18 protein-coding genes are annotated in these 19,255 nt (G+C 51.0%); 6 read left to right on the top strand and 12 right to left on the bottom strand.

From position 1 onward, the window contains the following. Positions 1–86: 86 nt before the first annotated feature. Positions 87–2,207, bottom strand: coding sequence for a molybdopterin-dependent oxidoreductase (locus ACMAZB_RS09950; protein ID WP_435216855.1), 2,121 nt, complete (start codon positions 2,205–2,207; stop codon positions 87–89). 357 nt (positions 2,208–2,564) lie between these two features. Here ACMAZB_RS09950 and ACMAZB_RS09955 point away from each other — a divergent pair, with 357 nt between their 5' ends. Both ACMAZB_RS09955 and ACMAZB_RS09960 read left to right on the top strand, forming a co-directional pair. After that, complete coding sequence (locus tag ACMAZB_RS09955) at positions 2,565–3,302, top strand: Coq4 family protein (protein ID WP_435216857.1); 738 nt, start codon at positions 2,565–2,567, stop codon at positions 3,300–3,302. Between the two features lie 200 nt (positions 3,303–3,502). Then, positions 3,503–4,498 carry a 4Fe-4S dicluster domain-containing protein gene (locus ACMAZB_RS09960; protein ID WP_435216858.1) on the top strand — a complete coding sequence of 332 codons (996 nt, stop codon included), beginning with the start codon at positions 3,503–3,505 and terminating at the stop codon, positions 4,496–4,498. Between the two features lie 180 nt (positions 4,499–4,678). Here the strand turns inward: ACMAZB_RS09960 and ACMAZB_RS09965 are convergent, their stop codons facing one another. Continuing rightward, on the bottom strand, positions 4,679–5,335 hold the full coding sequence (locus ACMAZB_RS09965) for a glutathione S-transferase family protein (RefSeq protein ID WP_435216860.1): 657 nt from the start codon (positions 5,333–5,335) through the stop codon (positions 4,679–4,681). Between the two features lie 149 nt (positions 5,336–5,484). On the opposite strand from ACMAZB_RS09965, the gene ACMAZB_RS09970 reads away from it, so the two are divergent. Continuing rightward, positions 5,485–5,850 (top strand): EthD domain-containing protein, encoded by a 366-nt coding sequence (locus ACMAZB_RS09970; RefSeq protein WP_435216862.1) that lies wholly within the window; start codon positions 5,485–5,487, stop codon positions 5,848–5,850. A gap of 148 nt (positions 5,851–5,998) precedes the next feature. On the opposite strand, the gene ACMAZB_RS09975 is transcribed toward ACMAZB_RS09970, so the two are convergent. The 6 genes from ACMAZB_RS09975 to ACMAZB_RS10000 all read right to left on the bottom strand — a co-directional run bounded on the left by ACMAZB_RS09975 (position 5,999) and on the right by ACMAZB_RS10000 (position 12,971). Beyond that, the gene (locus ACMAZB_RS09975) at positions 5,999–8,167 is read right to left on the bottom strand and encodes a M3 family metallopeptidase (RefSeq protein ID WP_435216863.1); all 2,169 of its coding nucleotides are present in this window, start codon (positions 8,165–8,167) and stop codon (positions 5,999–6,001) included. Between the two features lie 83 nt (positions 8,168–8,250). Next, positions 8,251–8,583 (bottom strand): antibiotic biosynthesis monooxygenase family protein, encoded by a 333-nt coding sequence (locus tag ACMAZB_RS09980; protein ID WP_435216865.1) that lies wholly within the window; start codon positions 8,581–8,583, stop codon positions 8,251–8,253. Positions 8,584–8,656: 73 nt separating this feature from the next. Next, on the bottom strand, positions 8,657–9,265 hold the full coding sequence (locus ACMAZB_RS09985) for a thymidine kinase (RefSeq protein WP_435216867.1): 609 nt from the start codon (positions 9,263–9,265) through the stop codon (positions 8,657–8,659). A gap of 59 nt (positions 9,266–9,324) precedes the next feature. Continuing rightward, positions 9,325–10,329 (bottom strand): zinc-dependent alcohol dehydrogenase family protein, encoded by a 1,005-nt coding sequence (locus ACMAZB_RS09990; protein WP_435216869.1) that lies wholly within the window; start codon positions 10,327–10,329, stop codon positions 9,325–9,327. Between the two features lie 122 nt (positions 10,330–10,451). Then, positions 10,452–12,401, bottom strand: a complete 1,950-nt coding sequence (locus ACMAZB_RS09995; RefSeq protein ID WP_435216871.1) for an amidohydrolase — start codon at positions 12,399–12,401, stop codon at positions 10,452–10,454. 39 nt (positions 12,402–12,440) lie between these two features. Further along, positions 12,441–12,971: an META domain-containing protein gene (locus ACMAZB_RS10000; RefSeq protein WP_435216873.1), complete on the bottom strand. Its 531-nt coding sequence runs from the start codon at positions 12,969–12,971 to the stop codon at positions 12,441–12,443. Positions 12,972–13,205: 234 nt separating this feature from the next. Between ACMAZB_RS10000 and ACMAZB_RS10005 the strand changes: the two genes are divergently transcribed. Further along, positions 13,206–13,424 (top strand): DUF2835 family protein, encoded by a 219-nt coding sequence (locus tag ACMAZB_RS10005; protein ID WP_435216875.1) that lies wholly within the window; start codon positions 13,206–13,208, stop codon positions 13,422–13,424. A 158-nt stretch (positions 13,425–13,582) separates the two neighbouring features. Here the strand turns inward: ACMAZB_RS10005 and rmuC are convergent, their stop codons facing one another. Continuing rightward, complete coding sequence (gene rmuC / locus ACMAZB_RS10010) at positions 13,583–15,253, bottom strand: DNA recombination protein RmuC (RefSeq protein ID WP_435216877.1); 1,671 nt, start codon at positions 15,251–15,253, stop codon at positions 13,583–13,585. A gap of 113 nt (positions 15,254–15,366) precedes the next feature. Then, entirely contained in the window at positions 15,367–15,756 is a 390-nt protein-coding gene (locus ACMAZB_RS10015) for a Rid family hydrolase (protein WP_435216879.1), read from the bottom strand. A 471-nt stretch (positions 15,757–16,227) separates the two neighbouring features. On the opposite strand from ACMAZB_RS10015, the gene ACMAZB_RS10020 reads away from it, so the two are divergent. Next, the gene (locus ACMAZB_RS10020; protein WP_435216881.1) at positions 16,228–16,491 is read left to right on the top strand and encodes a hypothetical protein; all 264 of its coding nucleotides are present in this window, start codon (positions 16,228–16,230) and stop codon (positions 16,489–16,491) included. A gap of 37 nt (positions 16,492–16,528) precedes the next feature. After that, entirely contained in the window at positions 16,529–18,049 is a 1,521-nt protein-coding gene (locus tag ACMAZB_RS10025; protein ID WP_435216882.1) for a sodium/proline symporter, read from the top strand. Positions 18,050–18,116: 67 nt separating this feature from the next. On the opposite strand, the gene ACMAZB_RS10030 is transcribed toward ACMAZB_RS10025, so the two are convergent. After that, entirely contained in the window at positions 18,117–18,515 is a 399-nt protein-coding gene (locus ACMAZB_RS10030) for a hypothetical protein (protein ID WP_435216883.1), read from the bottom strand. 277 nt (positions 18,516–18,792) lie between these two features. After that, the gene (locus ACMAZB_RS10035; protein ID WP_435216884.1) at positions 18,793–18,960 is read right to left on the bottom strand and encodes a hypothetical protein; all 168 of its coding nucleotides are present in this window, start codon (positions 18,958–18,960) and stop codon (positions 18,793–18,795) included. Between the last annotated feature and the right edge of the window lie 295 nt (positions 18,961–19,255).

The raw sequence follows: 19,255 nt of genomic DNA on the forward strand, positions 1-19,255 counted from the left end.
ATAAATGCGGCGAGCCCGTCTTTGTTTGTCAACGGTGAATCCAGAAGAAAACTCGCAGCTTAAGCCCCAGCAGCCCTCAGCCATAATCAAAGGCTGGCGATAACCACCCCTACACCATTAAGAGCAGCGTTCCCCGTCAGCTCATCAAGGTACGTCGCTTCTGTAATAGCGTTACAACTAACCCCGGCATGGGCGTTGGCAACCCCGCTGAGAGTACCTGGCCGGCCATGGCCATAGCCGTGGGGTAAACTTACTACCCCCGACATCATTGTATCGGTTATCTCCAGCTCCACTTCAATGCTCCCCGCCCGGCTAGATACGCTCACGCGAGACCCCGTTAGCCAACCTTCACGCGCAGCGTCATCGGGGCTAACCTGCAAGGTACAACGCTGAGGACCTTTCACAAGCCGTGTGAAGTTGTGCATCCAGGAATTGCAGTCGCGCACATGCCGCCGCCCTATCAGTCGATAACCCTGACTAGCCTCATTAAGCTGCTGCTCAAGTCGGCCTAAATCGTCAAATATAGCGGACAGCGCAAGGTTTATACGTTGCTCTGGTGTTTTGAGGCGCTCGGGGAGTTGGGGTTTGAGCGGACCAAGATCAACACCCGAGGGTGTGGCACGGAGTGCTTCTATTGAAAGCTTGTGCTCGCTGTTATCACCGTAAGGGCCCGCTTTTAACCCTCGATCAATAATGACATGCGGCGGTACTGCTTTGCGGGCCTCAAGATCAAGCGCATCAGCAACACGCTCGCCTAGACCCTGAAAAATCTCCCAGTCATGCAAAGCCCCCTCTGGCTTGTCAAAAACTGCCTCACTAAAACGCGCAGTGTTACGCATAGCGTTTACGTGAAACGCCAAATCATAGTGATCGTGCTCTAGGGGTGAGGTCGGCGGTAAAATAACGTCAGCGTGGCGAGTTGTTTCGTTGATCCACGGGTCGAGAGACACCATAAAATCTAAGCCCTCCAGCGCCCCGTCTAAATCGTCCCCCGCTGGGGTCGACAACACCGGATTTCCGGCGCCAGTGAAGAGCGCACGAATTTGGCCCTCACCCGGGGTCCTAATTTCCTCAGCTAGGCAAGCAACGGGCAACTCACGATCAAACTCTGGCAGCTGTCGTACGCGACTGGTATGCCGACCAAAGCCACCAGGGCTGGCACCCACAACCTGATCAACTGCAGGCAAAGTAAACAAACTGCCTCCCTCCCGATCAAGGTTACCGGTCAATACATTCACAACCTGAATCGCCCACTGACATAAGGTGCCAAACCGCTGGGTCGAAACGCCCATACGGCCATAGCAAATCGCTTTATCAGCCGCCGCAAAATCATGGGTCAACTGAACAATGTCCTCTTCAGCCATCCCAGTGTGCGACGCAGCCCACTCGGGCGTGTAATGCACCACAGCCTGCTGAATGTCGCTAAGACCATCCACAAAATCCGTTAAATGCCCGAGCTGAACCAAGTTATCCCGAAATAGCAGATGAATCATTGCGAGAAGCAGCGCAGCATCGGTGCCGGGCTTCACCGCGTGGTGCGCTGTGGCCAACTCGGCGGTCTCCGTTCTTCTGGGATCGATGACAACCAACTTCCCGCCGCGCTCGGTCAGCGATTTAATCCGCTTTCTAACATCGGGTACCGTCCAAATACTTCCATTGGAGGCAACAGGGTTGGCGCCGATCATAAGGAAATAATCAGTTCGATCGATATCAGGAATAGGGAACATGAGTTTGTGACCAAAAAGCCACAATGAAATTAAGTGATGAGGCAACTGGTCGACTGACGTCGCTGAATAGCGGTTACGTGTTCTTATGTGCTTAAACAAAGCACTTTGGTGCGTCATCATGCCGTAGTTGTGCACCGTAGGGTTGCCCATGTAGATGCCGACGGCGTCGACGCCATGATTTTTGATCGTCTCGACCAGCCCCATGGCGGCAAGATCCAGCGCCTCATCCCATTCAATGGGCTGATGCTCATAACCCCCGTCAGCGCCACGAACCCGCTTAACCGGTTTCCGCAACCGGTCAGGATCGCTGTGGATGTCCTGCAGGGCCACGGCTTTGGGACAAATATGCCCGCGGCTGAGGGGGTCATCGGAATCGCCCTTAATCGAGACCACCTCAGGCCCCTCGGTTTCTATAACGACACCACAAATAGCCTCGCACAAATGACAGGCTCGGTAATGGGTTTGGCGCTCTTGATTCATGTTGAAAGCATCACTCGGAAAAGGCTCACCCTGCCCTGCCCCACTTAAAAGCGCAAGGCCAATCAAAGGATCCCCAAGACATTTACGCCGATCTACTCATGAACAGAACCACTTCATTAACCCGCATCAGATAGGTTTCCAATGCCCAAAGGTAAACATGTAAAGAGAGGGCCATATCAATGCTTAACTCGCCGGGGTGGCCGATAATGATTCACTATTAACGCGATCGCCTCGCTATACTGCCGAATTGGCGCGATTGACAGGTCGACCAGTCTGTCGCGGCGCAGTAGCAAATGCTCAACTAAAATCATGCAGTCACACCCTTACAGTTACGGCAGCAACATTACTAGGCAAGCTATGAATTCTCTGAAACGTATGCTTCTCCGTAAACGCGTCAAGCCATTTGCAGCACTGCTTGCGACGAGAAAACTGCTAAAAGACCCCGACGATACCCGTCAGGTTTTTAAAATCATTGATGCGCTGAGCGGCGATGTAATTGGCCGCACGGTAAAGCGACTATCTGATGACGCCACCGGTCGAGAGCTATTAGCCAAAAAACCTAATATCGTGGACCTACTCAATGATAGCGAGCGCTTATCGGCCATGCCCCCAGGTTCAATCGGGTATACCTATTGGCAGTTTATCCACATGCAGAATCTCTCTGCTGATGGCCTTATCGCCTCTAGTGAGGGCACTAAGGAAAATGTTGGATTTACAGCCGATGAGCGTTGGACCGGCAATCGCCTTAGAGATATTCGCGACTTGCAACACGTATTAACCGGATACGGGCGGAATCCCATCGGCGAGCTAAGCCTGTTGTCTTTCATGACAACTCAGGTTCCCAATCAAGGCATTAACTTCATCATCAAAATGGGGACACGCAAGTATCGACAGGAGATACCGTCACTGGATATTGAGGCTTTAATTCATGAGGGCAGAAGCATAGGACAGCAAGCCGCTTGGATGCCTGCTATTTGCTGGGAAGATCGCCTTGAAGAATCTCTCGAAGACGTCCGCACTGAGTTAGGCTTCAACCCCCCCATTAAGTATCAAAGTAGCCAGATCAACCAACCGGAATTGTTTGCGACCGCTTGATATTTTGGCTTGTTTTCTTGGGGCGGGCCTCAGCAACCACAACCAGCCCTCGCCAATTTGCACGGTACGCTATTCGATAGCGTCAGAAGACCGAATTCATGGGGTACGGAAAGAAACTACATCGCCATCAATGCAAAGGCTAGCCAATACCCAGTTGCCAGACTAATCTCTCCGTTGACGCATCGACGGAACGCATTGTTATGGCCTCCAAAAAGTCACACCACTTCACGCCCGACGAGAACTTCACCAAACTATTGCATGACCACAGTGGCAATACGATTAATGGCGTTGGTGAGCCTCAAAAGCGGCGCCCAACCATGGTTTGGTGGGCGCCAAACCCGGAGACTGCCCCCTTCGGTGAGGCGCAAAAGTGGTTTTACTCAAAGGAACAACCCGACGAGGAGATGCTTGAACTCAGAAGGTCACGCCACAAGGTGGTAGCGCAATCCGTACCTGACATTGCGACCCAAAAGGTGATGAAACCACCGCAAAATTGGACCGATCAGCTGCAACAGTTTATTGATTCAGGTGACTGTGAAATGACCGGCGTCACCCCGCTTGAGGCCGACTGGGTGTTCGATCATGAAGACACGACGCTTCCCAATATTGTCATGATCGGCGTACAACACGATTATGAAGAGTTGAAGCACGTCCCAGACATTCGAGGCGGAAAGGATGTCACGCGGCAATACCTTCGTGCGGCTGCCGCTGCAAAAAAAGTCGCGGCGTGGGTACGCGAACAGGGTTACCAAGCCGACGCTGTAACCGGACCAATGACAGGAAAAATTTTAATGATTCCCCCCGCCATTGCCTGCGGCTTTGGTGAGTTGGGAAAGCATGGATCTATCATCAACAAAGAGTTTGGTTCAGCATTTCGATTATCTGCAGTGCTGACCGATGCTCCCTTTGCCAGCACGCCGCCTAGAGAGTTTGGAGTGGATGATTTCTGTAGTCGCTGTCGCGTCTGTGAGAACGCCTGCCCCCCTGAAGCCATTACTCCAGAGAAGCAGACCGTCAGAGGCGTCGATAAATGGTACGTCGACTTTGAGCGCTGCATCCCCTATTTCGCAGAGACCTCCGGTTGTGCGATTTGCATCGCAGTGTGTCCTTGGTCACTACCGACCGTGGGGCTGAGCCTAACGGCAAAACTGCAAAGGAGAGCTGAGCGACTGGCAATTGAAGCCAGCAAACAATGAGCACCGCCCCGAAAGCGAAGGCACCCATCGTGGTTGAGTTGCCGCATTAAAGCCACTGCCATCGACCCTGTCTTAGCACAAGAGCAGAGGGCGCTGTGCACCGCCACAGCGACCCAACACGGTGATTTCAGTATGGGAGCTTCGATGATACGCAGCACCCTTGTGCCAACAATAGTCCAGCTATTTGGCGCTGAGCCCAGCGACGAACTCCGCCATTTCAGACGCACTCTCTTCACTGAACTGCTGTGCATGCTCATTGTCATTGAGTGCTGCCAGAAGCTCAGAACTGCCATTGATATCGGACAGTAAATCCCAACCGTAGGTCTTTTTAGCGACTGCCTGTGCTAATGGCAGCACATAAAGCGCCATATAATCAGGTGCCATCGGGCTCGCCCCCATGAGGAAAGGCCCGCAATCAGCCAACTGGTTTAATGTGCGGACCCCCTTCTCAAGCACTGGCTTAACCTCATCAATGGTTAGCTGCTCGTTACGCCCACCAAAGAGAGTTCCCGGAAAGAGCCGGCGGGCAGGCAACTCCAAATACAGCTCTAGAGAATGCATGAGCTGGCGGGCTCGGGCTTTGGCATAACTCCCTTTGGGAAAGACTGGCTTATCTGGATACTGTTCATCGAGGTACTCAAGAATCACCTGTGTCTCAGCGATGAACCCATGTTCCGTCTCTAGGCAGGGCACCTTCCCCATTGGACTCATAGAAATCCAATCCGGACTTTGACTAGGAAAGGTTTTGACAACCTCATACTCAAGCCCTTTGGCCGCAAGGGTCATTCGCACCATATTGAAATAATTACTGACAGCAAATCCGTAAAGTTTGAGCACATGAAACTCCATCTGTAGAGGGTGCCCTAGCCTAACATCCACCGCAGCCTTCTAGAACTACAAAACGCCTGTCCACCCAGTTTGTGCAAGGGCATAATCGGCGCAGAATAAAACGCACACAACTAAGACTCAGGCAGGAGCTGCTAACCATGATAAAAGTGATCACCCTGCTCTGCCGCAAAGAAGGCATGAGCAAAGCTGATTTCCGGCAATATTATGAAACCAACCATCGGCATATTGGCGAGAAATATTTAAGCGGCTACGCCACACATTACGAGCGGCGGTACGTGCGCCCCTCTGACCCAAGCGTTCAATACGGTCTCGAACCTGATTTTGATGTAATCATGGAGGTCTGGTTTCCCCATCAGGGGGCCATGCAAACTGCAATGGCGGCACTGGCGCAACCAGAGGCGCAAACCCAAATTGCAGCCGACGAGGAGCAGCTATTTAACCGTTCAAAAACAGTCAGTTTTGTCGTGGATGAAGTCGCGTCGACCATGCCTAGCCTTGCATAGTTCTCGAGCAGCGCCCTCCCCGACAAAGCCAGTCAACATTCACCCGTATAACCGCACAAAGCTTCGAATAAGCCTGCCATTTAGGCCAAGCGGTTCTCTCCCAAGAGGAAAGCCCTTAGGAGAGAGTCATACGGGTTACTGCAAGCGCTCAGCCTTCGATGGGCGTTAAGCCCCGACGAATGAGCAAGGCCTCTATCTCCGCATCACGACCGCGAAAATTGCGATAAAGGCTCATGGCATCTTCAGATCCACCCCGTGAAAGCAACTTGGCCCTGAAATGATCACCATTCTCACGACGCAAACCGCCATTTTCTAAGAACCATTGAACCGTATCAGCGTCGAGAACCTCACTCCAAATATAGGAGTAATAACCAGCAGAATAGCCACCCACAATATGGGAAAAATAGGTCGTGCGATAACGTGGTGGCACCACTTCAAAATCTGCTCCCGCTTCCTTTAGGGCATTGGCCTCAAAAGCTAGCACTCCTTCGGCGTTGGGTAGCGTATCTGCAGACTGCTGATGCCACGCTTGATCTAACAAGGATGCAGCGAGGTATTCAGTCGATCGGAAGCCCTCATTAAACAGCGCTGAAGCCGACACTTTCTCCAATAGTTCAGGCGGTAGTGACTCGCCTGTCTCATGATGAACAGCATAGTTGGATAATATCTCAGGCCAATCAGCCCACATTTCGTTGACTTGTGAAGGATACTCAACAAAATCTCGGGGGACTGACAGACTGCTGGGGTACTGCACATCAGCGAACATGGCGTGTAACGCATGACCAAACTCATGGAATAATGTTGTTACTTCATCCCAGGTTAATAACGTGGGTTCACCTTCTGGCGGTCGAGGAATATTTAGGTGATTAGCTGAGACCGGCTGCGTTCCCATCAGGCCTGACTGGGACACATAAGACATAGCCCAAGCACCACCGCGCTTAGACGCTCTTGCGTACATATCTTCCACAAATAATGCGAGCACAGAGCCGTCTGCATTGCGCACCTCCCAGACCCGCACCGTCTCGTGATAAACAGGCAAATCATTACGCTGGGTAAACGTAATGCCGTACAGCTGTTCCGCTGCATGAAATACGCCGCGCACTAGAACATTGTTCAGCTCAAAATAGGGTTTCAGCTCAGACTCGTCGAAGGCATATTTTTGCGCACGCAAGGCCTCGGAATAATAAGCCCAATCCCAAGGTGCCAATTCAAATGTTTCTCCCTCCGCGGCAATCAAGGTCTGCAGCTCTGCAGCTTCAGTCTTGGCGTTGGCTACCGCAACAGGTGCCAAATCGGTAAGCAGGGTGTTAACCGCCTCAGTGGTTCTTGCCGTTTGATTTTCTAGGTTAAACGCGGCATGACTTGGATAGCCCAATAAGCTTGCACGCTCGGCACGTAGCTTCATGATTTTTGAAATATTCTGCCGGTTGTCGTAGTCACCCCCGGAGGACCCTCGTCCAACAGATGCCTTGTAAATCCGCTCCCTAAGCTCCCGATTAGTGAGGCGAGCCAATGCAGGCTGCCCAGAGGTGTTAAGCAGTGGTATCACCCATTGCTCATCTTGGCCTCTTGCCACCGCCGCCGCCTTAGCAGATGCAATCTCCCCCGCTGACAAACCGTCGAGCTGCGCCACGTCGTCGACGACAATTGCACGGTCATTGACCTCTGACAAAACATTCTGCCGAAATGCGGTTTGCAAGCTTGCCATCTCTGTATTTATCTCACGCATCCGCTCCTGCTCAGATGCGTTCAATAACGCCCCAGCCCTGACAAAACCCTGATGGGTTTCCTCAAGCAGTCGCAGCGCCTCGGGGTCAAGTCGCAGCTCATCCCGCTCCCGATGCAAGGCGTCAACACGCGCAAAAAGTCGGGGATCTAATAATATAGCGTCCTCGTGTTCCGCAAATTGCGGTGACAGCCGCACTTGAATCGCTTCGATCTCATCATTGGTGTGGGCCGAAGATAAACCAAAGAATACTCGGGCAGATCGGTTTAGTAGCTGTCCACTTTGCTCCATCGCCACTAACGTATTGGCAAAGGTTGGCGGTGCCTCATTGCTAGCAATCGCCTCTATTTCGTTGCGCTGCTCTGCCATACCTTGAAGCATGGCCGGCTCGAAATGCTCATTTTTTATGCGATCGAACGGCGGGTAGCCAAACTGCAGGTCACTAGGTGTGAGCAGCGGATTTTCAGACGCGCCCGTTGCATTGTCTGATTCAGCGACATCATCTGAGTCGGACTCCACAGCAACCTCTCCAGTACAGGCGACCAACACGCTGAAGATTAACGTGCTGGCCAATATTTTTACTACATTCATGTCTACTTCCTTGTATGTATTTTTTCTTACAGATTCACTTAACTTTATAAGTTGGCTTCAGGAACTTCTACCAAAAATGCGCTTCATTCTATATCAGGGAGAACTTCCCAATCAGGCGCCTCAAACTCCCCGAGCAATTCCACCGTAACAATTTCAGCCTGGGCTTCAATGATTGCTTTCACTTCTCTGCCGCCCATCACCGAAGCAGCGTCTCGGGCAACCTTACTGTCCCAAGTAGCAATCGCCAATGCCCTTCGATCGTCCCCAATCTTTCGATGGAGCCTTGTTCCTCGCGCTCCGGGTGAGCGCTGTATAATCGCGCTCGCCTCCATCCAAGAGGCTGCGTATTCATCGATGGAGTGGCCTTTTTTAGCCGTGACTTCAAAGATGTAGTACATGAATTCTTCCCCTGCCATTTGAACTCATGTGACTACACTTTTTGCCGACAACGCGTTTGCGACTTGCTCGCCATACGAGTTTCACATGCCTCTAAAGTGACAATGAGTGCCTCTGTTCATATTCTAGGTAACAATGCGCGCACAGTGCCTCATACGTCACCCCGGGAGCGTCGATCATAATTTGATGCCCCTCGTGGGTCATGCCACTCTCACCCAAGCGTGCATTAAAAATTGCTTTCTCGCCGCAGCGACAAATCGTTTTCATTTCCTCCAAAGAATGTGCTACTTCCAAAAGGCGAAGGCTACCGGGAAATGCGCGTCGTCTAAAATCGGTGCGAATACCAAACGCTACGACCGGGAGATCATCCAAGACCGCAATTTCTAGCGCCGCATCGACCTGAGCCGGCTCCAAAAACTGCGCCTCATCAATAAGAACACAGGCAAGTGCAGACTGGGAAGAAGCACGATTTTGGCGCAACTCCTCTACCTTGCCACGCAGATCTTGACCGGCAGCGAGCAGAATATCTGCGGTACGGTTAACCCCCAGCCGAGAGACGATTTGATTGTGGCCTTTCGTGTCCAATGCAGGTTTAACCACAACCACTGATTGTCCACGCTCTTCATAGTTGTGTGCCACTTGTAACAGCGCTGTACTTTTTCCGCTATTCATAGCCCCGTAACGAAAAAACAACTTACTCATTGTAAAACCTGGCGCCCACAAACCTTGATCCGGCTGCGACCGATTGCCAACACCTTGCGTTACAGTTCGACACAAATTTTTCCGAAATGTTTCTGCGACTCTTGATGCCGAAATGCCTCGCCCAGAGCCTCTAATGGCATTGAGCAGTCTACGACGGGTTGCAAACCGCTAGCTTCAATGGCCGCTGACATAGCGAGCTGATCACTGTGACTACCAACCGTAATACCACTCAGACGTCCATTCTTGGTCATCAAAGCTGCTGTCGGTACCTCACCAGAAAAACCGGTCAACACACCGATAAGGCTGATACAGCCGTCGACAGCCAATGCATCAACTGACTGAGGCAAGTTCCCTGGCCCTCCAACTTCAACCACAAGGTTTACACCACGGCCGCCCGTCATCTCAAAAGCCCTAGCCCCCCAATCGGCATTTTCACGATAGTTAATCAAATGCTGTGCTCCCAGTTCGCCTAGGCGCTCAAGCTTTGCGTCAGAGGACGACGTCGCGATGACTCGGCAGCCCATCATGCGGGCAAATTGCAGTGCAAATACTGAAACGCCCCCACTTCCTTGAACGAGCACCCAGTCCCCGGGTTGCAGGGCAGTCTCAACACACAGTGCCCGCCAAGCCGTTAGGCCCGCACAGCTGAGGGTTGCGGCTTCAATGTGACTCAAATTTGTGGGCGCCTGACTAAACGCGCTGGCTGGCATAGTGACTGTTTGTGCCGCAAACCCGTCAACATGATCTCCAGGTACACCCTGAAGGCATGCGGCTGTCGGACGACCACTGATCCATTGGGGGAAAAAGTGACTGATCACATTATCCCCTACTGAAAAACCCCGTACGCCCTCTCCCACCGCGGTCACAACACCCGCGCCGTCTGACATGGGAATTCGTCCATCTGCAGCGGGAATCAAGCCGACGACAACCGCATAGTCGTGGAAATTCAGGGAGCTCGCTTTGATCGTGACCTGAATTTCATGGGACTGCGGAGCTCGTGGTTCAATATCGATGAGTGAAAGTTGGTCTATACCCCCTGGGGCTGCGAGTGACATGGCCTGCATAACAAATCCTTGCTCTAAAACGAATTGAGTGTCGCGCCGCTGCCTCGACCAGGCCCTTTAGCCGGGTAATATCGCGGTGCTTTATTTCCTCTCTACCTCTGCCTTTTCTCTCTACCTCTGCACTAACTTGAGCTGCACAGGGCCGCAAAAGCAGAGGCGACATCAGAAGCTGTGCCACTTGCAGTGTCAATGATTTCCCAAGGGCGGACGCAAGCGCCTTCTTTCTCGCACCACTGGTATCCCGCAGACCCAATACACCCATTGCTATCTGAATCACCACCGACCAGCGAAGCTGGCGTTGGAGATTCACTGGCAGCACGATAGACCGTTTGCCCGTCGTTAATCGTCTCCAAAACCTGAATTTCCGCAATCTTCAATGGATCTATTGTAAGTGGATTTTCCGAGAGAACCACAAAGTCAGCCTGCTTACCGACTTCGATCGAGCCCTTTTGCTGTTCTTCAAAATGCTGGTAAGCGGGCCAAATTGTGATCGCCTTAAGGCCTTCATAAGGTGTAACGCGCTGATCGGCGCCCAGCACCACACCGCTTCGAGTCACTCTCGTGACCGTTGCCGACAAGACACGCATCGAATCTGGCCTCGCAACAGGCGCATCGTGATGCGACGAGAAAATCATCCCAGCATCGAGGACATCTCGCGTCGGCGAGATATAGGCTGCTCGCTCTGGCCCTAGCACTGACTCACGGTGCCAATCTCCCCAATAAAAGGTGTGCATAGGGAACAGTGAAGGCATTACCCCCAGTTCCTTGAGACGACCAATTTGGTCTTTACGCAAGGTTTGTCCGTGGATGAGGACATTACGACGATCACCCAATCCATGTACTGCAACAGCGCGCTCTATGGCGTTGAGAAACCGATCGATCGCGGCATCGCCGTTGCAATGCACCAGAACTTGCCGGTTATTAGCAAACGCATCCATCACCTCGTCATTGACCTGCTGTTCTGTCATCGCGGGATAACCCACATAATCTGCGGGCTGACCATGAGGGGCTACGAAATAAGGCTCGCTTAGCCACGCAGTCTTTCCTTGCGGCGACCCATCAATGGTGAGCTTTACACCCGCAATGCGAAAGCCATTGGAGTACCCAATGCCCTGATAAGCCGAACCGGAATAGTAAGGCGATGCCGTCATTTGGTCTTTTGCTGTGTAATCAAGGTACATGGCAACGTCGATCGGTAGCGCCCCTTGCCCAGCGCGAGTTTGAGCTGTTACCAGCGATGACGCGAAAGCGCGCCCCTCTTGGGCCGTTGTATAGCCGTAGCTTGCAAATAACTCCACGCCCTGGTCGAAAAGATCGATTGCGTAGGCGGGTTCAATACTGGACTGAAAAACCCGTAAAGCGCTGAAAAATGCGTTTTCTTCCAGCACCCCATTAGGCGTTTTTCCATCTTCCTCACAGCGAATCGATCCGCCCGGAATTTCCTTGTTGCAATCGTCTATTCCAGCAAGTGCAAGCGCTCGGCGATTAAACACGCCGAAATGGCCTGACTGGTGAATCACCATGAGCGGTTTTTCCTCGGTAACCATTGATAGCTCTTTAGCCGTGGGGAAAATACCCTCTGACAACTGAGAATCATCAAACCCAAAACCCAGCAACCAACCGGTTCTCTCTATGAACTCAACTCCAGAATTGGAACCCCGCCAATCCCTCAACGTCGCCACAAGGCTCGCAAAATCTGTGACTTCACCATCGGGGATGGGCAGCAAATTGGCGCTTGCCGCTTGAAGGCCCGCACTCACAACGTGCCCGTGTGCATCGACGAAGCCAGGCACCATAGTGCTACCTTGCAAATCGATTTGCTCAGTCGTTTCAGCGATGAAAGGTTGTAGACCCGCTAAACCACCAACATAAGTAATTAGCCCATCTCTAGTCGCCACCGCCAATGCCTTGGGGTTGTTATCGTCAACGGTAATGATCTTCCCGTTAAAAAAGACCTTGTCGGCCGGCAACTTCTCTACAAGCTTGGATTCCGCGACGGGCGTGTCTGGACTGCCACAGCCAACCATGGCTAGCGTCAGTGCAAAGCTGGCTAAAATTGTGTGTCTGCGCATAACATTTCCCTCTAGATGTGACGGGCTGATACTTTTTTATCAAAAGTACACTGCGATAAATTCGGCAGTACTCTCCCCTGATTTATTTAATAACGTTAATGCTTCATCAAAGATCATGAAAGAAATTGCCTGTTCAAGCACTGAAAGGAACTGCCCCTCGGTGGACATAATGTCTACGCATGCTTTTCGTGTTGTCATTAACGCAGTCAGAGAAATCTGACTGTCATTCGCCTCAAAAGTGCCAGAAAAGTTATTACAACCAGCGAATCCTCGTGCCTCTTGATCTTTCTCACGAAGCTGTAGATAGGCCTCTTTGCGTTGCGACCTCATCATCTCTACCGGCTCGCCGTTGAGCTTAATTAACTTCCAGTAGGTATTCGTGAGCGGCGTGTCAACGTCTGTAAGACTTGGCGCTTCGGCCGTAGCAGAAGCGTTGACCAAAGAATGAGGAGCGGATTCAGAAGGCTCTGAGGGGGTTGAGGTTGACGTTGAGGTTGAGGTTGAGGTTGAGGCACAGCCTACTACTAGTGATGCCGCGCAGATCAGCCGCAATAATATTGCCACTTTCATATTTGACTCCATGTCTTAGTACTATCAACTCGCTATGCGTGCTGATGGCTCATCAGGGCCCGCGTTTTGCCATTATTTGGCAGTCCATCAAACAAACCAATACTTAAAAGTTAACTCCCGTGAACGCGCCCTGACTGATAACATATTCAGGTCTGACGTATACAGGGTCAGTCATTAAAAGGATCGATAACATTTGACCCGTGTACTTACTCTCTGCTCAGAGGTGGATAAACAGTGCCCCAGGCGACCTTTGATATAGCACTAAGCACCGAAAAAACTCTTCTGTTTTATAAGGCCAAAAAAAGCAGAGTGCAAGTTGTAGCACACGATGGCAGAACTCTTAATCTTCCCTGGGAGCTTTTCAAACCCTACATTACCCCAACGGGAATCCGCGGCACCTTCACCATATTTTTTGATCACGATGGCAAATATGAACGGCTGGTCGCAGTATGAACGAGTGCGACCTTGGTAGGACAAGACTACCCCATGAAAAATTTCCGATATTTTTCTTGAATCGGCCGCTACTTAAGCTCGGTAACTGACAAGGTGCATCCCTTGGAAGATTTGCAGCGCAATGAGAACCCGCCTTCAGGAGTCTCATACCCTGCCACTCAGTCTGGGGCGGAATCAGTATCGGTAACGGCTTTTTGCTCTTCTGATGCCAGGGTCGGCGCATGGTCATCAGGTAGCTGGGCTAAAGATGCCTCGGGCTCTTCTATTGGCTCTAAAACAAGGTCCAGTCGGCTGGTCTCAAGCTCAAAATCTCGCGGCTCTAACTCTGGCAAACCCTTAGAAATTTTTGTGGATATTTTTTCGAACTTCTCGACCTTTCCAAAGAGCCCTTGCTTTCCAGCCAACGCAACTACGGCTTTGTTGTAGTGATTCCCTACAGTCGTTAAGGACCCCCCCAAACTACGCAGTCCCTCTGCCACGCCCGCGACCTTATTATAAATATCGGCAGCCATGTCACTAATTTCCCTCGCCTCGGCATTGCTACGCTCAAGCATCCACAGATTTGCGACAGTGCGCAAAATAGGAATCAATGTTGTATGTGACACTAAAACAACGTGTCTACTGAAGCCGTACTGAAACAATTCTTTATTGTGCTTCAGCGCTTCGATGTAAGCTGATTCCATGGGCATAAACATGAGCACATAGCTGGGGCTTTTCATCCCTGTAAGGTTGGTGTAATCCTTCGAGGCCAAATCATCAATGTGCTTTCTTACGGCTAGAACATGTTCCGACATCGCACGCTCGTAGTGCTCGGGAGTCTCTGCAGCTATCGTTCTCTCATAAGCATTGAGCGTGACCTTGCTATCGATAATAAGCTGACGGTCCTCCGGTAGACGCACCAAAAAGTCTGTTCGCTTCACTTTCCCCGCGCTGTCGGAAAAGCTGTCTTGCATTGTGTAGTGATCCCCCTCGATCAGACCACTGATCTCAAGGGTTCGCTGCAGCTGCGCTTCACCCCAGGCCCCTCGCTGTTGCGAGTCACCTTTTAATGCGGTTGTGAGATTGCTAGCGTCCTGGCCAATTTTTAAACCTAAATCCTTGACGCCATCGATAGCTTGCTGCAACGAAGTATGGCTTTTTGTCGATGCATCATGAACTTCGTTAACGCGACTTTGAAAGCCCGCTATTTGCTCCTGCAGGGGCTTTAGGATGCCTCCCAAGGTTGTCTGATTTGTCTCTGCGAACTGCTTGCCTTTTTGCTCAAAAACTTTGTTGGCGAGATTTTCAAATTGTTGATTCAAGGACTCACTAGAGTTTTTGAGAAATTCTTTCTGATCTTTAATATTTGCTTCCTGTTGCTCTCGCTCTGTCGCAAGCACTGCGGCTTCGGTGGTCTGTTGTTCCAATTTTTCGAGGAGTTGCTGCCGTTCAGATTTCAGCTCATCAAGGTCGCGCTGCAGGCCCATCATGCGCGCTTGCGCAGCACTAAGCTCTGCCTGCCCTTGGCGTAATTCCAATACCTCGCCTTCGATTTTGACGACCTGCGCTGTAAGCCGCTGTTTCTCGGCTTGAGCAAACTCGTTTTCTTTTTCGAGCCGCAGACCATCATCCTCGCTTTCTCTCAGCGCCTTTTTGGCCTCGTCTCTATCACTTTCAGCCAACGCCACTTCCACCTTCAACTGGTCGCCACTCTCCTGTGCATTGCGCAGCTGCAATTCAAGCGCGGCCACCTTAGAGCGATTACGGTACCCCGCAAAAAAATAGGTAAGCAGAATCACAATCAGTGCAGCGATCACAAATCCCACCGACGTCTCACCGGTAATGGGCATCAGACCTTGCCTATGAAAACTAAAATTTTATCGATCATTAAAAACAGCACTCTTGGTGTGGCCTTTTTGCTTTTATCGCAACAGTTCGTTGGATTAAAGCCCCAGTCAAGCTCTCAAAGCTTTGCGATCACCTTAATCTCCACCTTTAAACTCGGGTCCACTAGAGCAGAGACACCGATGAGTGTTTGAGCGACTTCGGGCTTCTTACCATAAGCCGCTTGCCTAGCCCCAAAAACAGCAGGTACCTGACTCATACACTCCTTCATGTCGGTGACGAAGAACGTTTCATCCACGATATTGTCCATCGTGGCCCCAAATTCAAGAAGGACCGATGCAATATTTCTGTACGCCGCTTCGACTTGTGCGGGTAAATCAGATGGAATTTCTCCAGCCTCTGTCATTCCTACCTGACCGGCCAAATACAATGAGTCACCCACCCGTACACCTTGGCTAAAAAAATCGGCGTAGGGACCGGCTTTGTACAACTCTTTTTCTATAGACATAAACTCTCGTTAGTAGGTTGAAGTTGAGTGACACACAATATAACAAGCGGCAGACGTTGTGACCCCAAGACAACAGGCAAAAACAAGCGGAAGTCCTTTGCGTGATTACTGCCCCATTGCATCAACCTGCTGCCGCATTAGAACAAACCTAGCGCTCGCTGGTGCTACCGGGTGAAAATTGCAACTAGTAAGCGCCTCAGGCTGTTCAAAAACTGTTCCATGACTTCAACTTCGCTGCAACCGGTTCAAAACTCCCATTGCCCAAACTTATTGTTGGAGCCAATTCGCTGTTTAGGTCTTTAAAAAAACTTTAAATATTTCAACCAAAATGGCAATCCCACTGCATTAAGACGCAATCCTCAGGGTACGCTTTAAGCCCCCAGTTAATAATGTAACCATCAGGGTTAAGTGGCGCCAATTTTTCCCGTATATTGACTATTCAAGGCATAGCGACAAGAGGAGGACCCATTTGTGGCGAATTTTGTTTTTACCGATATTTTGTTTTTGTCGGGGGTTATCCTGCTGCTGGTGTCCGGCGTTTGGCTTTATGCCACGAGGGACTCCGTCGAACCGGATCCTAAGTATCAATACTTTGGCCCTCCTACCAAGGAATCGCAATCGATAGAGCCCGGAGAGCGCGCTGTTTTTGGGCCCGCTGATCCAGCCGACGAAGGCGTTTTGTGGAGCGCCTACAGCCCCGTTGACCCAACCGATCGAAAACGCCGACATCGTTAGCCACAATACAGCCGTCACCTACCCGATGGGCACTTGAATGCTAGAAAAATATTTCATGATTGCGCTCTACTTTGGCCTCCTTTTGATGCTGGGCTTCGTGGCCTCAAAGCGCGTCAAAACCATGAAAGATTTTGTTGTCGGCGGTAAGTCCCTGGGTTTTTGGGTGGCTGCTTTCTCAGCGCAAGCAACGGGCGAATCGGCATGGCTGTTATTGGGGCTTACCGGTATGGGAGCCATGATTGGATTTTCTGCCTACTGGGTTGTGCTCGGCGAATTGCTTGGCGTGTTTGTAATGTGGTTTTTTATGGCCTCACGTTTTAAGCGTTTGACCGACCGCTACGATGCGATAACTGTCATCGATTATTTGGTGACTCGCTTTCGCAGTAAAACCCACACACTACGCGTGGTCGCAGCGCTGAGCCTTTGCATCTTTGTTCTGATCTACATTGCCGCGCAAATTGATGCAACAGGATCTGCCTTCGAAACTTTTCTGGACTGGCCCTACCTCACCGGTGCCATTTTTGGCTTTAGCATAGTCACCATTTATTGTTTGGCGGGGGGGTTTCTCGCCGCTGCTTGGACTGACATGTTGCAGGGTGCCGTAATGTTGGCGTGCCTCATGTTGCTCCCTACGGTAGCCATTCTGACCATGGCTAATGCGGGTTCAATTTATGATGGGCTTGCCACCATCGACTCTAGCCTGGTTACTGTGTGGGGTGCCGGTGGCCCCACCCTACTCAACATTGCCGCGGTCATAGGCATGGCCCTGATCGGGCTCGGTTTTTTGGGGTCACCACAGGTATTTGCGCGCTTAATTGCGATCCGCAATGATCAACAAATTCACCGTGGTAAATGGGTCGCATTAGTTTTCACTCTACTGGTCGATTTCTCTGCGGTCACGATTGGCATCTTGGGTCGCTTCATTTTCACTCAAACAGGTGCAGATCCAGAAGTTGTTTTGGGCAACGGCGCTCAAAATGTATTGCCCGAGTTAGTCGAGTATACCTTTCCCCCGTGGATCGTAGGGCTGTACGTGGCGGCCGTATTGTCTGCCATCATGTCAACGGTATCGTCACTTATCGTGATGGCAGCAGGCTCTCTCACTCACGATCTCTATGAACAAATCTATAACCCAACCATGAGTGACGCTCAGGCAGCCAAGCTTTGCAGGATAATGACATTGGCGCTGGCACTTGTAGCGCTGCTAATTGCTGTGACGGTAGCGATCATGTCCCCCGACCGCACGATTTTTTGGTTTGCCATCTTTGGTTGGTCCGGAATCGCCGCGACCTTCTGCCCTATGATGATTCTCTCTCTGTTTTGGCCAGGATTTACTGAGCGCGCTGCTATAGCCTCTATGCTGGCTGGATTTTTCATGACTATCGCCAGTAAATTTTTACTTCAAGACCTCCACAGCGTAGGCGAATACTTTGCTGCACTAGAAACGATGCCCCCAGCTTTTCTAGCGGCACTCATCGTTGGGTATTGGGTCTCTAAGGTCTGGCCAGACGCGGGCCTTGCGGCGCGTTATCAGGAAGACCTGACACACTGCGAATGAACACACAGGAGATGTGGCAAAGTGGCGCTAGAACTAACGCACAAGGTGCCCAACCACGGAAATCCGCCTAGTCACAGGTGAAATTTGAGACCGTCTGTTGCAACCAATTTGTGCTGTTGCCCATAAACATGGCGTTCAGCCCAAAGCTCGCACAGTGGTCTAGGGCCAGAGTTTTCACCTCCTCCGGCAGCTTGGCGCAGTCATTTAGCTCATCGCTAAAGGTTTGATTGGGGTTACAGCCGCTATCAAATCCCATGGAGGCCTGAGCGTAAGTGATTTTAATTCCTTCTTCACTGGCATCTGATGTGCTCGGCCCAAATACGAGCACAGTATCCGCAGACGAGATCTCGGAGACGTCTCTTGGCGGCTGTTGCTGGGCGGCGCAACCGATAAAAAAGGCAAGGACTACCGCTGTTGCGGCAACTTTAAAACTAAGGGTGCGCACAGGAAAGTTCGTAGCGAGCATAACGGCTTCTCCAAAAACATTTGGCGTTCTAAAACAAACTTCGGTCTAAGATATGTCGCCAACATAACAGTAAGGTTTCGCCCCAGTAGCATTTTTCTAGTTGAAGTGTGAGCCGGTAAACATTCATTTAGACTTTTCATGAGAGGACAGCGGCAGAGAATTCATTAATCTGGTCAAGTTTCTCTAACAGACGCTGGAAAACAGCCGTTGCCTGAACAGCTTCTATCTTGCCGAAAACTGCTGTCAGTAATTTATAACGAAATTCGACATCGCACTATCACTCACCCTTACCCTCAACCGCGTCCTGCTCTTGCCGCTGTTTAAAGTACCGCACAAACTTTTTCGAAGCGCTATAAAACAATCCCGACGCTACTAATACGACAGCTAACAAACTGAACATCATGGGGTAACCCATCTGTCCTAGAATTGATGTTGAATCGCTCATCCTTTGTCCTTTTTTTTACACCGCTTGCTACAAGATTATTGGTGACGGCAATCGTATTACTCTTGTGGGAAAAAAACCCAAGCGAGCACCGTTTATCAACGTCCGCTGAAGCTCTGCTTACCGCGTATCAAGCCCCGTGCTCACTACAGACTGCAACACCATAGTATTGAGTTGCAGCCTATATGACCATACTTACTCAGTGGGGAGAGTGGCGATTAAGCGCCCCAAGAAAAAAGTCCGGGACGGGGCTGGGTCTCTAGGTTGAGCATCGGCTATCGCGTCTACAAGCAGCGAA

The organism is Luminiphilus sp. nBUS_07 (assembly GCF_051201685.1).
In the GTDB taxonomy this organism is placed as follows: domain Bacteria; phylum Pseudomonadota; class Gammaproteobacteria; order Pseudomonadales; family Halieaceae; genus Luminiphilus.

Bases quoted from the DNA above. Each gene is read 5' to 3' on its own strand.
- ACMAZB_RS10025 (WP_435216882.1), top strand. From the start codon at position 16,529: ATGCTAGAAAAATATTTCATGATTGCGCTCTACTTTGGCCTCCTTTTG.
- ACMAZB_RS09975 (WP_435216863.1), bottom strand. From the start codon at position 8,167: ATGAATGTAGTAAAAATATTGGCCAGCACGTTAATCTTCAGCGTGTTG.
- ACMAZB_RS09950 (WP_435216855.1), bottom strand. From the start codon at position 2,207: ATGAATCAAGAGCGCCAAACCCATTACCGAGCCTGTCATTTGTGCGAG.
- ACMAZB_RS09980 (WP_435216865.1), bottom strand. From the start codon at position 8,583: ATGGCAGGGGAAGAATTCATGTACTACATCTTTGAAGTCACGGCTAAA.
- ACMAZB_RS09970 (WP_435216862.1), top strand. From the start codon at position 5,485: ATGATAAAAGTGATCACCCTGCTCTGCCGCAAAGAAGGCATGAGCAAA.
- ACMAZB_RS10030 (WP_435216883.1), bottom strand. From the start codon at position 18,515: ATGCTCGCTACGAACTTTCCTGTGCGCACCCTTAGTTTTAAAGTTGCC.
- ACMAZB_RS09960 (WP_435216858.1), top strand. From the start codon at position 3,503: ATGGCCTCCAAAAAGTCACACCACTTCACGCCCGACGAGAACTTCACC.
- ACMAZB_RS10015 (WP_435216879.1), bottom strand. From the start codon at position 15,756: ATGTCTATAGAAAAAGAGTTGTACAAAGCCGGTCCCTACGCCGATTTT.
- ACMAZB_RS09990 (WP_435216869.1), bottom strand. From the start codon at position 10,329: ATGCAGGCCATGTCACTCGCAGCCCCAGGGGGTATAGACCAACTTTCA.
- rmuC (WP_435216877.1), bottom strand. From the start codon at position 15,253: ATGCCCATTACCGGTGAGACGTCGGTGGGATTTGTGATCGCTGCACTG.
- ACMAZB_RS09995 (WP_435216871.1), bottom strand. From the start codon at position 12,401: ATGCGCAGACACACAATTTTAGCCAGCTTTGCACTGACGCTAGCCATG.
- ACMAZB_RS09985 (WP_435216867.1), bottom strand. From the start codon at position 9,265: ATGAGTAAGTTGTTTTTTCGTTACGGGGCTATGAATAGCGGAAAAAGT.
- ACMAZB_RS10035 (WP_435216884.1), bottom strand. From the start codon at position 18,960: ATGAGCGATTCAACATCAATTCTAGGACAGATGGGTTACCCCATGATG.
- ACMAZB_RS10000 (WP_435216873.1), bottom strand. From the start codon at position 12,971: ATGAAAGTGGCAATATTATTGCGGCTGATCTGCGCGGCATCACTAGTA.
- ACMAZB_RS09955 (WP_435216857.1), top strand. From the start codon at position 2,565: ATGAATTCTCTGAAACGTATGCTTCTCCGTAAACGCGTCAAGCCATTT.